13 protein-coding genes and 1 pseudogene are annotated in these 14,575 nt (G+C 46.1%); 13 read left to right on the plus strand and 1 reads right to left on the minus strand.

Annotated elements, in window-relative coordinates; translation table 11 throughout:
* Positions 1–497: 497 nt before the first annotated feature.
* A pseudogene (locus Q0274_RS07395) lies at positions 498–1,877 on the plus strand (hypothetical protein); the annotation flags it as partial.
* Here Q0274_RS07395 and Q0274_RS07400 read toward each other — a convergent pair.
* On the minus strand, positions 1,874–2,059 hold the full coding sequence (locus tag Q0274_RS07400; protein WP_298028584.1) for a hypothetical protein: 186 nt from the start codon (positions 2,057–2,059) through the stop codon (positions 1,874–1,876). The pseudogene Q0274_RS07395 and the gene Q0274_RS07400 sit on opposite strands and share 4 nt — an antisense overlap.
* Before the next feature lie 417 nt (positions 2,060–2,476).
* On the opposite strand from Q0274_RS07400, the gene nikR reads away from it, so the two are divergent.
* The 12 genes from nikR to Q0274_RS07460 all read left to right on the plus strand — a co-directional run.
* Positions 2,477–2,908, plus strand: coding sequence for a nickel-responsive transcriptional regulator NikR (nikR, locus tag Q0274_RS07405; protein ID WP_298028586.1), 432 nt, complete (start codon positions 2,477–2,479; stop codon positions 2,906–2,908).
* A 701-nt stretch (positions 2,909–3,609) separates the two neighbouring features.
* Positions 3,610–4,431, plus strand: a complete 822-nt coding sequence (gene hypB, locus Q0274_RS07410; protein ID WP_298028588.1) for a hydrogenase nickel incorporation protein HypB — start codon at positions 3,610–3,612, stop codon at positions 4,429–4,431.
* Positions 4,431–4,712 carry a HypC/HybG/HupF family hydrogenase formation chaperone gene (locus Q0274_RS07415; RefSeq protein WP_298028590.1) on the plus strand — a complete coding sequence of 94 codons (282 nt, stop codon included), beginning with the start codon at positions 4,431–4,433 and terminating at the stop codon, positions 4,710–4,712. The genes hypB and Q0274_RS07415 overlap by 1 nt, the downstream gene beginning before the upstream one ends.
* A 35-nt stretch (positions 4,713–4,747) precedes the next feature.
* Positions 4,748–5,845 carry a hydrogenase formation protein HypD gene (gene hypD / locus Q0274_RS07420; protein WP_298028592.1) on the plus strand — a complete coding sequence of 366 codons (1,098 nt, stop codon included), beginning with the start codon at positions 4,748–4,750 and terminating at the stop codon, positions 5,843–5,845.
* A gap of 185 nt (positions 5,846–6,030) precedes the next feature.
* Positions 6,031–7,239, plus strand: a complete 1,209-nt coding sequence (gene hypE, locus Q0274_RS07425; RefSeq protein ID WP_298028593.1) for a hydrogenase expression/formation protein HypE — start codon at positions 6,031–6,033, stop codon at positions 7,237–7,239.
* A gap of 108 nt (positions 7,240–7,347) precedes the next feature.
* Positions 7,348–7,908 carry a hydrogenase maturation nickel metallochaperone HypA gene (locus Q0274_RS07430; RefSeq protein ID WP_298028595.1) on the plus strand — a complete coding sequence of 187 codons (561 nt, stop codon included), beginning with the start codon at positions 7,348–7,350 and terminating at the stop codon, positions 7,906–7,908.
* 698 nt (positions 7,909–8,606) lie between these two features.
* Positions 8,607–10,679, plus strand: a complete 2,073-nt coding sequence (locus tag Q0274_RS07435; RefSeq protein WP_298028597.1) for a TonB-dependent receptor — start codon at positions 8,607–8,609, stop codon at positions 10,677–10,679.
* A 34-nt stretch (positions 10,680–10,713) separates the two neighbouring features.
* Positions 10,714–11,460: a DUF4198 domain-containing protein gene (locus Q0274_RS07440; RefSeq protein ID WP_298028599.1), complete on the plus strand. Its 747-nt coding sequence runs from the start codon at positions 10,714–10,716 to the stop codon at positions 11,458–11,460.
* Between the two features lie 379 nt (positions 11,461–11,839).
* Positions 11,840–12,604, plus strand: a complete 765-nt coding sequence (locus Q0274_RS07445) for a hypothetical protein (protein WP_298028601.1) — start codon at positions 11,840–11,842, stop codon at positions 12,602–12,604.
* 307 nt (positions 12,605–12,911) lie between these two features.
* Positions 12,912–13,184, plus strand: coding sequence for a hypothetical protein (locus Q0274_RS07450; protein ID WP_298028604.1), 273 nt, complete (start codon positions 12,912–12,914; stop codon positions 13,182–13,184).
* A gap of 11 nt (positions 13,185–13,195) precedes the next feature.
* Positions 13,196–13,909 (plus strand): ABC transporter substrate-binding protein, encoded by a 714-nt coding sequence (locus tag Q0274_RS07455; RefSeq protein WP_298028606.1) that lies wholly within the window; start codon positions 13,196–13,198, stop codon positions 13,907–13,909.
* Positions 13,906–14,575: ABC transporter ATP-binding protein (locus Q0274_RS07460; protein WP_298028608.1), on the plus strand; the 670-nt coding region annotated here is incomplete at its 3' end. The genes Q0274_RS07455 and Q0274_RS07460, both read left to right, overlap by 4 nt.

The following is a 14,575-nucleotide window of genomic DNA, read 5'->3' on the forward strand; positions in this document are numbered from 1 at the left end:
GCGCCGATGCGGCGATAGATAGTTGTGACGCGCTCCCGGATGACGAGCGCAACGTTGTGGCATCAAACGATGAATGCGACGGTGCATCTTTAAATTTTAAAAACGGCGTGGCATTGATTGATATGAAGCACCGCAGCCCCGAGAACGCGAAAAATTTCAAAAAAGCAAAAGGCGAGCAGGGCGCGGCAACATTGAGCGATAAATTTGGCGCCGCACCTTCAAATTTAAAAAGCGACATAGCGGCGTCAAGCGAAGTCAAGCATAATATCGCAGTCCCGGATAGCGAGCACTTTGTGACCTCAAATAGCAAGCGAGGCGCGACCCCAGGCAGTCAGGACACAACATTAAATTTTAAAAACGGTGTCGCAGCGTTAAATTTCAAAAGCGCGAACGATCAAGCGAGCGGAATTTTAAATTGCGCTCTGTTTTTGCGAACATCTCGCGGAATGAATCCAAAAATTTTCCCTAGCAAATTCCAGCTCAAAGGCACTTTTCTAGCGCTCGGAGCGGAGCTTAAAAATGAGTTCGCGATCTACAAAGACGGGCAAATTTTCATCTCGCCCTACATCGGCGATCTTAAAAACATCGCCACGAATGAGCGATTTTTCGCGCTTTTGGATATGTTCGTGCACGCCTACGAGCTGAAGTTCGACGCCGTTATCGCGGATCTGCACCCGCAGTTTTTGCACACGCGTTTTTTCGAGCAGCGCGGATACTCCGTGGTTCGCTACCAGCATCATTTCGCGCATCTGGTGTCGAATCTAGCGCAAAACGATCTTCTTTTTAGTGGCAAAAAATACCTCGGCTTCTGCTTCGACGGCACCGGCTACGGTACGGACGGCACGATCTGGGGCGGCGAGGTGATGGTGTTTGACCCGCACGGCTACCGTCGCGTCGCAAATTTTGATGAGATCGCGCTTATTGGCGGCGAGAATGCGATAAAAAACATCTACAAACTTGCGCTCGCGCTCATATTTAAATTTAGTGCAAAGGACGCTGCGCGCGAGTTTTTGGCAAAATTTAATGCAAGCGAAGTCGCAAATTTAGAAAAAATCGCGCCGCGTTCCGTCCGCTCAAGCTCGCTAGGGCGGTTGTTCGACGCGTTTGCTGCGGTCATTTGCGACTTGCGATCCGTCAGCTTCGACGGCGAAGCGGGCATGCGACTTGAGAACCTATATATCGACGGCTGCGAGCAGAGCTACGAATTTACGCTGCGAAAGGAGGGCGAAAATTTTATCCAAAACGCGCCGCAATCCGCTTTGCAGCAGCAAAGCGCCGATGATTTGGCGCGCGAAGCGGGGCAGGGCGGTTTAAATGCGCAAAATCATAGCGACGCGAAAGATAGCTGCGCGTTGCAAGGCGATTTTAAAGAGCTTGCGAACGATGCAGCGAGTAAAAACGAGCTTGGACTAGCGGCTCAAAACATCGCCGAAGGCAGCGGCAAAAAGAATGAAAGTTCCGCCGTAAATTCTATAAACCAAGCGTCTGCCCTAAATTTAATAAATCTTGAAAGCAAAGACGCTTCTAACGCCGATCAAGCCCCGCAAAATAGAGCTTACGCGCCGAGCTTTGGCGACGAATGCTATGTGATCGATTACAAAGAGGCGTTTTTGCAGGCTTTGCGCGATGAGCCGCGCTTGGCTGCGACGAAATTTATAAACGCCATCGCAAATTTCATCACCGATTTCGCCGAGGGCGCGGGGCTCGAGGTCGTGCTAAGCGGCGGGGTCTTTCAAAACGCGACGCTTCTAAATCTTACGTGCAAAAAGCTGCGCGAACGAGGAGTAAAATTTCATCTAAACCGCGAGATTCCGTGCAACGACAGCGGCATCGCATACGGGCAGCTCGCGGCGTATCTAAGCGAAATTTCGCGCTAAGCTCGTCCACAAAAAACGCAATTATAGCCGTTAAGCTCGCTCTTTGTAAAATTTATTAGTCTCATCTCGCCGCTAGATTTAATGAACTCTGCGTCCCACCTGCTCTTTGCGTAAATTCTAACGCTACGAGCGATAAAATCCACCGCGGCTAGCTTTTCTAAAATCGCAAAATCAGCGAACAAATTTACGCCTTGCCGTCTTCATATGTCGCAGCCGAAATGTTAAAATTTTAAAATTTAACGGCGCGCCGTTGCCTGCCATAGCGTCACGCGTGCTATTACGGCGATCGATGCAAAATTCCATCGCAGAGCATGGCCAGATACTGCATAAATCCCAAGCCAAGGCGCTATTTAGCGCCCGCCTCTTAAATTTGGGCGCAAAATCGCGATGCGGTAAAATTTAAAACAACTTAGCGCCGTAAAATTTCATTGCGCCAGCCCTAAAATATGACGCGAAAACGCGAGCAAAATTTCAAAATACGCACGATGCCCTGGAGCTTTAAATTTTAAAAAATAAGCCGAATTAGCATGCAAAATTCTTACTATTTGAGCGGAATTTCGGTAAAATTACGTCCAAAATACGCTAAATAGGGGGAAACTATGAAAAAAGAGGAAAAAGAGAGCGCCGTAAGATTTAGCATTTCGCTGCCGACGAAGCTTTTTGAGGATCTCGATGAGATGGTGCGCGCCAAGCAATACCTAAGCCGCAGCGAGTTTATCCGCGATCTGATCCGCGAAAAGATGGTCGAGGGCGTGCTTCACGGAGATAGCGACGAGGACTGCGTGGGCGTGCTTTGCATCGCGTATGATCATCACCAAAGCGATCTGATCGAGCAGCTCGTAGAGATCGAGCACCACGCAAACATCACCATCATCAGCACCAGCCACTTTCACATCGACGAGCGCCACTGCTTCGAGGAGATCACGATGCGGGATAAAATTTCAAAGATCGAGCGGCTCAGCGCCAAAATCGGCGCGCTGAAAGGGGTGAAATTTTCCAAGCTCGTAAACGCGGTAATCACCGAAGCGTAGGGCTTTTACGCATTTTTAAAAACAGCGCGTCGCGCTAAATTTGCGCGCTTCTATTCGTGCGCTTTTAAAATTTAAACGCAGCGTCTGCGCGCGGCGGCAAATAAAATTTGTTTAAATTTACGCGACGAACGCTAGCGCGAAATTTAGAAATTTTAATTGAAAAGCGCTCTTGCCGCGGGTTTAAATTTACGCATTGGCGCGAGAATGGCGTAGCAACTCGCGACTAATTTTATAAGGCGTCGCGCTTTCGTGCAGTATTTGTAAAACCGAGCTAGCGTAAAATCGATATGAAAACGGCCGCCGCGTTGATGTTCGCCACGCCGTAGAGTACGCGCGAGATTGTAGAGCGCCGGTAAAATCCGCTTGCAAGCCCTAAACTCCGCGGTTTATTCTTGCGGCGACTTTTGTATTGTTTTGAACCACCGCACCGCCGCGCAAGCCCTAAATTTACGGCGCGCGACTTTGTGTAATCTGTGAACAGCCGATTAAATTTAAAACAGCGTCTTTGCTCGCTAGCTTTAAAATTTGCGGCAGCCTTCATAAACAACGCATAAAATTTAGATAAAACTAAAGCGCGTAAATTTCAAGCCTCATTAAATTTCATAAAATTTCGCACTTCGATATAAAATTTATCAAATTTACGCAGCTTAAAGCAAAAACGTGGTATTTTACACGCAAAATTTATTTTCCAAGGATAAAAAATGTGTAAAGATTGCGGCTGTTCAGTAGGACACACTCATGACGCTCATTCGCACGAGCATCTCCATACCCACGCGGACGGCACCGTCCACTCCCACGCTCATATGCACGAGGCGGGGATCGATCATGAGCACGACGCGCACGATCACGTCCACGCAAATGTCGCTATTAGCGACGCCAAGACGATCGAGGTGATGAGTAAAATTTTAAGCGCCAACGACGAGGAGGCCGCTCACAACAGAGCCCATTTTGACGAGGATAAAATTTTATGTTTAAATTTGATGAGTAGCCCCGGTAGCGGCAAGACGACGCTGCTTGAGGCGACTATCAAAAGCGGCAAATTTAAAATCGGCGTCATCGAGGGCGATCTAGAGACTAACCGCGACGCCGATCGCATCATAAAAGCAGGCGCGCAGGCCCATCAGATCAGCACAGGCGAGACCTGCCATCTGGACGCCTTTATGGTTCACGAGGGGCTACATCATATCGATACTAAAAATTTAGATCTTGTTTTCATAGAAAACGTCGGAAACCTCGTCTGCCCTGCGGCATTTGACGTGGGCGCGCACCTGAACGTGGTGCTTCTAAGCGTGCCCGAGGGCAGCGATAAAATCGCAAAATACCCCGTGATATTTCGCCGCGCAGACTGCGTCGTAATCACTAAAACCGCGCTGCTACCGCATTTTGACTTCGATATGGAGGAGGTGGTGCGCGAGGTACACAAACTCAATCCGAAAGCCGACGTCATCGCTCTTGATAGTAAAAGCGGCGAGGGCGTGGAAAAATGGCTGAAATTCCTACAATACAAGAAGGAATTTCGTTAATGTGCCTTTCAATCCCTTCAAAAATCATCTCGATCGACGAAAATAATTTCGCGACCGTAGAGACTCTGGGCGTGCGCCGCGGCGTGAGCTTGGATCTGCTTCCCGAGCCCGCGGCGGTCGGGGAGTACGTGCTGATCCACGTGGGCTTTGCGATGGAGAAGATCGATACGCAGCGAGCGAAGGAGAGTATCGAAATTTATGAGCAGATCGCAAAGCAGATGAGGACGGAAGAGGGCTTGGTGTATGAAAGCATGGAGCCGCGAGCGGGCACAGAGAATTAAAGCGGCTTGTAAACCCGTAAAATTTAAGGTAAATAATGGATCTAATCAAGGATTTTAGGGATAAAGAGCTGATTTTAGCACTTAGCAAGCTGATAATTTCTAAAAGCAAAAAGCCGCTAAACATCATGGAGATTTGCGGCGGACACACGCACTCGATCATGAAATTCGGCCTTCCGAGCCTGGTCGGCAAAAATATAAAATTTATCCACGGCCCGGGCTGTCCGGTGTGCGTGATGCCGCGCAGTCGCATCGACGAGGCGATCAAGCTCGCCGCGATGCCGCAGAGTATTTTTTGCACTCTAGCAGACATGCTTCGCGTGCCCGGCTCTCGCACCAGCTTGCAGAAGCTACGCGGCGAAGGGCACGACATCAGAGCGCTTTATAGCCCGCTTGATTGCATAAAGATCGCGCAGGAAAATCCGCAAAAAACGGTGATATTTTTTGCGATCGGCTTTGAGACAACGACGCCGATGAGCGCCGTGCTGATCGATAAGGCGCTAAGCTTGGGGCTAAAAAATCTCTTTTTTCACATCAACCACGTAACGGTGCCCGCTCCCGTGCGAGCGATCTTAGACGACGCCGACGTGCAGATAGACGCGTTTTTAGGGCCTAGCCACGTAAGCGTGATCACCGGCGCGAAGGTCTACGAGAGCATCGCGCACGACTACAAAAAACCGATCGCCGTAAGCGGGTTTGAGCCGCTTGATATAATGGCGGGCGTGCTAAATTTGGTCGAGCAGCAAAACGCCGGCACCTACGAGGTTTTCAACGAATACGAGCGCGTCGTAAAAGAGGACGGCAACCAAAAAGCGCAGAATTTAATAGATAAATATTTTGAAATTTGCGATTTTCCGTGGCGAGGGCTCGGCGAAATTCCAAAAAGCGGCATGAAGTTGCGCCCGCAGTACGCGGCGCTGGATGCCAGGGTGCAGTTTGATTGCAGCGTACAGAGCGCTCCCGAGAGCAAGGCCTGTATCTGCGGCGAAATTTTACGCGGCAAAAAAAGCCCCTATGATTGCAAGGTTTTCGGCAAGCACTGCACACCGCAAAACCCGATAGGATCGTGCATGGTCTCAAGCGAAGGGGCGTGCGCGGCGTACTATAAATACGGCGACGTCAAAAACGCGGGTTAAATTTTGCGCGCGGTATCCGACTAGCAGAGCGTAAATTTCAAAAATAAGTCATGCTTTAAAATTTTAACCGAAGTAAAACGTCGCGCTAAAGCTTTGCTTTAAAAATTTAGTGCGATGCCTTAACAGCACAGCTTTTGGCTACGAAATGTAAGCTTTAAATTTAAAACCGAGTGAAAAGGAAAAATTTGAACGAAACTATACTTTTAAGCCACGGCGGCGGCGGCGAGGAGATGAATAGGCTCATCAACGAGACGATCTTTGCGGCGTTTGATAATGAAATTTTACGCGCGAACAACGACAGCGCGATACTAAATTTAAATTTAGACGATTTAAATTTAGATGCCAGGCCAAATTTTGATCGCGCGGCGCCGAGCTCTGCTTTGAATTCGGCGGCGAGCTCTAGCGGCGAGCTAGCTTTCAGCACCGATAGTTTCGTGGTCACGCCGCTGTTTTTTAACGGCGGTGACATCGGCAAGATCGCCGTTTGCGGCACCGTCAACGACCTTGCGATGGTGGGCGCAAAGCCGCTGTTTTTAAGCTGTGCGCTCATCATCGAGGAGGGGCTCAGCCTAAGCGAACTGCGACGCATCCTGGACTCGATGGCGAGCACCGCGCGAAGCTGCGGCGTTCGCATCGTTTGCGGCGACACGAAGGTCGTACCGCGGGGCAAATGCGATAAAATTTTCATCAACACCAGCGGCATCGGCCGTGTTTTGCGACCTGCGCGCGTACAAAACATCAAAGCGGGTGCAAAAATCCTCCTTAGCGGCGACATCGGGCGGCACGGGGCGGTGATACTCGCGGCGCGCGACGAGATCGCGCTAAGCAGCGAGCTGCAAAGCGACTGCAGACCGCTTTGCGCTGCGGTCGAAAAGCTGATCTTGCAAGGCGTGAAGATCCAGGCGATGCGAGATGCGACGCGCGGCGGACTCAGCGCGGTTTTGAACGAATTCGCAAACTCTAGCGGGCTTGAATTTTTGGTGCGCGAAGAGGATATCAAAATCAGCGACGAAGTAGTGGGCGTGTGCGAACTGCTGGGCTTCGAGCCGTACGAGCTTGCAAACGAAGGCACTTTCGTAGCGATCGTAGAAGATGATGCCGAGGCGGATAGAGCGCTTGAGATACTGCGCGAATTTGACGCAAATGCCGCAATCATCGGCGAGGTGCGCGAAGTAGGGCACGCTAAAGGCGAATTTAAGGGCGCTTTGACGCCTAAACTTGGTGCGCGGGACGAATCTACGGGTGCAAACGATATAGATGCGGCGTCAGAAAATAGGGCGGGGCAATTTCAAACTCCGCATGCGGCAAAAGGGCGAGTGATTTTGCAAAACGCCTACGGCTCGCAGCGATTTTTGGAGCTTCCGAAAGGCGAGCTGCTGCCACGGATTTGTTAAATTTGCGTGCAAATTCGGCAAATTTAAGCCTAAATTTCAGACGTATTTTTAAATTTACAACAAAATTTCGTATAGAATACGGCGCGGCCGTAAAATTTAGAGGAAAAAATGCATGAACTATCGATCGTAGCGGATCTTGTGGCACTATGTGAAAAGGCGCTAAACGCTGAAAAAGCAAAGAAAAAAGGCGTGACTGAGCAGCAGGGCGATAAAAATAGCTGCGACATCGCAAATACCGCCAATGAAAATACGAATTCCGCGAATACTGGCATGGGCACCGAGAATACCGAAAATACGGGCGTTGCAGATACGAACCTAAACGACAAAAGCGGCGATTTTTATAAAAATTTAGATGCGAAACCACAGGCGTCTTACGATGCATTTGGTTCGAAAAGTCCACAGATAAGGGAGCTGCACGTAAAAATAGGGCGACTAAGCGGCGTAGAAGCGCATTACTTGCAAAACTGCTACGAAGTCTTTCGTACAGGCACCGTCTGCGAAAATGCGGATCTCATCATCCATACCCAAGAAATCGTCGTAAAATGCAAAAACTGCGGTTTTAGCGGGGATTTGACGCAGAACGACTTTTCTTGTCCGAGCTGCAAAAGCTCCGAAATCAGCGTAATCGACGGCGAGGATATGTATCTAATGCGCCTGGTTATTGAATAAAAGAGGGCGTTTTTAGGCGCATAACTTCTCCGTATTTCAAATTTAAACTCCTTACCATAAGCGAAATTTCATTTCCACTCAATTCAGATATTTATCTATTTTAATTCTTGCAGAAAGCACATCGTCTTGCTGATTTCATTTGAAGTCACATAAATTATCAAATAGAAATTATATATAAAAATTCTTCTAATAAAAACCATTAAAAAAACAACAAATGCGTTAAAAATACATGAAATTATTCATATAATTATACGTGAATTTCGTATTAGATTTTTACTTGAAAATTATAGTTTTCAATATAAAATACCTAGAATTATAGTGCTTTTGCTCCAAAAAATTGAAAAATGATGAACTACTGATATATATTTTCCTATTAATGATTTCTATGTAGTAAGCGATTTATAAAAATGAATTTTTTGATTTTATTAATTTTTGCATCATTTCCATAAATTTTATGAACGTATTTGTTTAAATTATAATAAGCTTATTGTATCGCCCTATTTTGTATCTAAATTTGCAACATTAAATTCAATACAAATCATACTTATATTTTGCATTAATTTAATATTGTAGTAGTATTGACAATGATTATCTCATCTGATATAATAACGCGAAAATTTTATCAGATTTTAGGAGTTAAATTTTGAAAGTTTTTACTCTCTCTCTCTCTCTCTGAAGCTGCAGCCGCCCTACTTTTATTGAGCGCCGCAAATCCAGCCATAGCCGACGAGCAAACTAAGCAAAGCGTAAATCTCGGCGAAGTAGAAGTTACCGCAAACAAAATAAGTGAAAATTTAAAGGATGTGCCACAAAGTATCAGCGTCGTAAGTGATACTGAGCTACAAGAACGAGAAGTCAAAAACGTCGAGGAGCTGGTCAAAACTATGCCAAACATTACCGGTGTAGGCGGAATGTATGAGGGCATCAGTACACGAGGACTCAATCCTTCGATATATACGAGTTCTAACCCCGTTACGGTCTATGTCGGCGGCGTAGCGCAAAGCAACAAAGACGCAGCCTATATCCCCGTTACAAATATCGATCACGTCGAGGTTTTACGAGGTCCTAGCAGTGCGATCTACGGTAAAGACTCAATCGGCGGCATCATCAATATCGTTTTAAAAGAACCGACTAACGAGTGGAGTGGCAGCGTCGGCGCCGAATACGGCTCGCACAAATACATGCTAGGTCTTTTTGAAACCAGCGGCGCGCTGATTGATGATAAACTATTTTTAGGCTTAAACGGCTCGGCGTCCAAAGAAAACGGCTGGATCATCAACGATCTAAACGGCGATAAAGCCAACGACAAGAAAAATTACAATTTCGGACTAAATTTAAAGATAGTGCCGACCGATCGTTTTACGATTAAAATTTACGGCGACCTTTTTCACCGCCAGGACGACTCGCTCGACGAGCTTTTTATCCCAAAATCGAGATTTGGCAATATCTCAAAAAGCGAAGCCAAGCATATAAACTTAGAAACTCCCGCCCGCGTAAAGCAAACCTCTAGTTCGGGAGCGTTAGATCTAAAATATGAATTTGACAAATTTGACGTGACCTCGGCTACGACCTTTCGTAGAGCCAAAAAAGACGGGCTTTACGACGAGGATTTTGGTAGTAAAATAACCTATCTCGATCCCGATCACTACGGGCTAGTTACATTTTTAAATTCTAAAAATGATACCTTCTCCGAGGAACTTAGATTTAGTAGCAATGACGAGCAAAGCTTCAAATGGGTCGGCGGGCTTTATTACGAAAACGAAAAGCAAGTCTTCGGCCCGATCGGCGATCAATACGGCGACGGCGGCGGTAGGACGATAGTCGAGGATTGGCCTTCGGTCAATCGTGCGCAGACGGCATCAGTATTCGGTCAGATCATCTATCCGATCACGAGTAAATTTGACGCTACGCTTGGCGGCAGGTATCAGCAGATCAGAAAACACACAAAGGTCGATTATTTTTCATATGAGCTAGGACACAATCCCGGTGCGCCCGCGTTTTCGATGGACGAAAAAGCGACATTTAGGACGTTTTTGCCAAAAATCGCACTTGGATACGATATCACCGACGAGCTAAATATTTATGCGATGTATTCGAAGGGCTATCTAGCCGGCGGTTTTAATTTCTACACCACCGGCGGCAGTAGAGAGGATAATAAATTTGACGCACAGACGAGCGATGACTACGAGATCGGCGTAAAGGGTTCGTATGAGAGCTTTAGATTTTCTACCGCGCTATTTTATATGGACATCAAGGGCACTCATATATTTTACACTGACCCCAATAACCCCAACATCTACTCGACCGCAAACGCCGATAAATCAAAATCTATGGGCGTGGAATTTGAAGGCGTCGCAAAAGCGAGCAAGGAGCTTGATATAAATTTAGCCGCGAGTCTGCTAAAGACCAAATACGGAGATTATATCAACAAAGACGGCACGAATAATAAAGGTAATAAAATCGAGAAAAACCCCGAGTATAAGCTCTCTTTGGGCGCGTCATACTACGCTCCGATGGGAATTTATACAAGACTGGACGGAAATATGATAGGCAAGACCTACTTCGATGCTCAAAATAAGCTAGCCCAAAAGAGCTATTTTACGGCGGATGCAAAAGTAGGCTACCTAAAAGATGGCTTTGATGTGTATTTTTACGTCAAAAATTTGACCGACAAAGAGTATTTCTCGCACATACGCGACAGAGCGAGTAATGTATTAGTCACCTATGGCAAAGGCAGAACGCTCGGCGTCGGCGTAAGATATAGTTTTTAAATTTAGTAAATTTTATTAAAAGAAAGGATGAAAAATGAGGAAAAGTTTAGCTGCATTGGCAGTTTTAGGTGCATTTAGCGTAGCGGGTGCGCATGATTTTTGGCTTGCGGGTCAAAATGACGATAAGCTGAGGGTTCAGATCGGATTTGGAGATGGATTTGCCACGTGCGAGCCGATCGATAAGCAGAGGGAGAATAATTTTGAAATCCCCGTAGTCATAGATAAAAACGGCAAAAAAATCGAGCTAAAGCGCACGAGCGAAAACTATAAATTTGAGGGCGAAAAGCAGCCGGAAGGCGTCTATATCATTACCGGGCAATATAAACCGACCTTTTGGACCGAGGATAAAAGCGGCAAATGGCATATGGGCGGCACGAAAGATACGATCAAAGACGCTAAATTTTGCCGTCGCGCCACTATGCTCGCAAAGGGTGTAATCAACACACAAGCAGGCGATCTTATAACTAAGCCCGTGGGCGAGCGACTCGAGCTCGTACCTTTAGAAAATCCGGTAAATTTCAAAGCCAATAAGCCGTTTAAAATTAAAGTGCTGTTTGAAGGCAAACCGCTTGCAAATGCCGCAGTTGAAGGTGCGCCGGATGGATTTCTGGAAGATATGAGCGCATTTTATGGTATGACCGACGATAAGGGCGAAATCGAGGTAATGGCGCTAAAACCGGGTCCTTGGATACTAAAAGCAAGAAATAAGCTCGCATTTTCGGATCCAAAAAAATGTGACGAAGAGACGATCATCGCGTCCTTTGCTTTTGAGGTAAAATAGTTTAAATTTGCTCTAAATTTTACTCCGGCTTTTAAATTTAAAAGCCGGATTACGCCATGTGAGAACTTTCGCAAACTTTGTAGTTGCCGCGCGTAGGCTGCGCTTTAACTCGTCGCGATTTGCACATTACGCTACGATAAGCTTTCCTGGCAAAATTTCAATTTTAGCTTGAATGCTCACTTTTTCATAAATGAACACTTATTTTAAAATTCAGCTTCTAGTGCCTATTCGCTCGAAACAATCCTCATTCAAAACCAAAAGATTAAATTTAATTCAGATTTTGCTCTATTTAAATTCCACTTGCGCTCTAAAATTTATCTAAATTTCAAATCCCGCAAGTATAATCCGCCATAAAATTTTAAAAATCTAAAGGCAAAAAATGAAGCGCGATACTTTAAGCGCCATAAAATTTCGCGGCATAACCTCTAGCGTTTTATCGATCTGCTGTTATCTGATCATTTGGGCTTGTTGTGAGCTTTTGCATGGCATTACGATGAGCGGGTTTTTCGCCGTAGCTGCCGCAATCGTCGCCGTGATTTTTACTTCGATGAGCTTTAAGCTTTCGGCAACCAAAATGATCTCGGATATCTCCGCTAGCAAAGTCTTTAACACGTATCGCGCCATGTTTTTTGCATACGTGATATATGCCGCCCTGCTGGGCGCGATGCTATTTTATTCGCTAAATTATATCGGTCTTGGTATCTGGGATTACGCCCTTCAGCAAAATGGTAGCTCCTTCGAAGGGGCTTTTTATTGCGCAATGGGTGCGCTTTATGCAGGCTTGAAGCATCTATCCGAAATCGGAAAATCTCAAATCATAGCTCTTTGGAGCACCGCAAATATTATGCTGGCGCTCATCGTTCTTTGGAAGCGGGTCGCCACGCTATACTTGCTCGGCAGGGCAAGCGGAGGCAAAATTTTCTATCTTTGCGCCGGGATAACTTTAACGTGGGAAGCGCTTCTTAAGCTTCTTAAAATACTCGACGTCGATAAGTCGTGGTATAGCAGCGCGCCTGCCCGCTATGCCGCACTTACGGTAATCCTTTTATCTGAAATTTTAGAACTTATCGCCTGGATTAGGATTAAAGGCATTGCGGGCGCGGAGCTTTGGAATAAAACCTTATGGACGACGCCTGCAAAATAAATCAAAAAACCAATTTGAAATTACGCGCAAGCGCTTGAAATTTCACAAATTTGCTTCACGAATTCCATATTGCACCGCAAAATTCTACGCGCAACTCATATGCACGATGTAAATTTCAAATTCGCCCTACTTTAAAATTTCATCTTTTACCTAAAATTTATCATTAAAAATCTATAATATTTCAAAATATATTTTCTAAACGCAGCCGCCCAAAAAGCACGCACAAACGGGCGTATTAAAAAGTATATAATCTAAATTAAAGGATAGAAAATGAGTAAGCCTCACTCTTTCGCGCTAGCCCTTGCCGTTGTGCGCGAGTTCGCTTTTTGCAGACCGCGTCGTAACCGATCAGCTAGGTCGCGACGTCACGCTGCCTGATCAGGTTAAGCGCATAGTCGTGCTTCAGCACCAAAGCCTAAACGCGCTCAACGAGCTAAACGCGCTGGATAATGTTGTCGGCGTGCAGGAGTCGTGGGAAAAGTCGCTCGGCAAAAACTACATCCGCCTAGCGCCGAGCCTAAAAGATATGCCCACACCTGGCGATCTAAAGGCCATCAACTACGAAGCGGTGCTTAGCTAAAGCCAGACGTCGTGATCGTCACGAACTACATCCCGCAAGAATACATCGACAAGATGACGGAGCTCAAAATCCCAGTCGTCGCCGTTAGCTTTCAGCGCAGCGATGCCGCCGATAAAGGCAAGCTAAATCCGACCTTCAAAGACGACGAAGCTGCCTACACCGAGGGCTTTTACGAGGGGATCGAGCTTCTTGGCAAGGTTGCAAACCGCGAGAAAGAGGCCGCCGAGCTCATAAGCTTCGTCAAAACCTCGCAAGAGCAGCTAAAGGCTAAATTTAGCGACTTCATCGTGGATAAAAGACCTAAAATTTACATGGCAAATCCCGATCTCACGACCTACGGCAGCGGCAAGTACACGGGCATAATGTTTATGCGTGCAGGCGCACAAAACGTCGCAGCAGAGAGTATCAAGGGCTACAAGCAGGTATCTGCCGAACAAATTTTGGCGTGGGCGCCGCAGATGATCTTCGTGCAGGATCGCTACCCGCAGGTGCCCGCCGAGCTTAAATCCAACCCGCAGCTTGCAAATTTAAGCGCAGTCAAAGAGGATAAAATTTACATGATGCCCGAATACGCCAAAGCATGGGGCTATCCGACTGCCGAAGCCATGGCGCTTGGCGAGTGGTGGCTAGCGATGAAGCTCTATCCGAAGCACTTTGACGAAGCGGAATTTAACAAAAAAGTAGAGGAATTTTATCTAAGACATGAAGTAAAGGAGGGAGCATGATAGAGGCGAAGAACTTAAGTAAAAGTTTTGAAGACATCAAAGCACTTGACAATATCAATGCAAGTATAAGAGACGGTGATGTTTTCGGACTTATAGGTACCAACGGAGCAGGAAAGAGTACTTTTTTAAAGACACTTGCAGGAGTGTTAAAGCCTGACAGCGGAGAGATACTTATTGATAATGAACATGTCTTTGAAAATATAAAAGCAAAAGATAAGTTTTTTTATATTTGTGATGAGCAATATTTCTTTGCAAATACGACTGCAAAAGAGATGATAAAATTTTATTCATCCGTTTACAAAAGTTTTGATATAAAGAAATGCGAAAGTCTTTTAAATGCTCTTGATTTGGGACTTAACAGAAAGGTCAATACTTTCTCAAAAGGAATGAAAAAACAGCTGTGTATTGCAATGGGAGTGGCGTCAAATACAAAGTATCTGCTATGTGATGAGACATTTGACGGACTTGATCCTGTGATGAGACAGGCGGTGAAAAGCCTCTTTGCAAAGGAGATGGATGAGAGAGGGTTGACACCTATAATAGCTTCACATAATTTGAGAGAACTTGAAGATATATGTGACCATGTGGGACTTTTACACAAAGGCGGAATACTTCTTTCAAAGGATGTATCCGATATGAAGCTGAATATTCATAAAATACAATGTG

Origin of the sequence: uncultured Campylobacter sp. (genome assembly GCF_937973075.1) — a bacterium.
Taxonomy (GTDB): Bacteria; Campylobacterota; Campylobacteria; order Campylobacterales; family Campylobacteraceae; genus Campylobacter_B.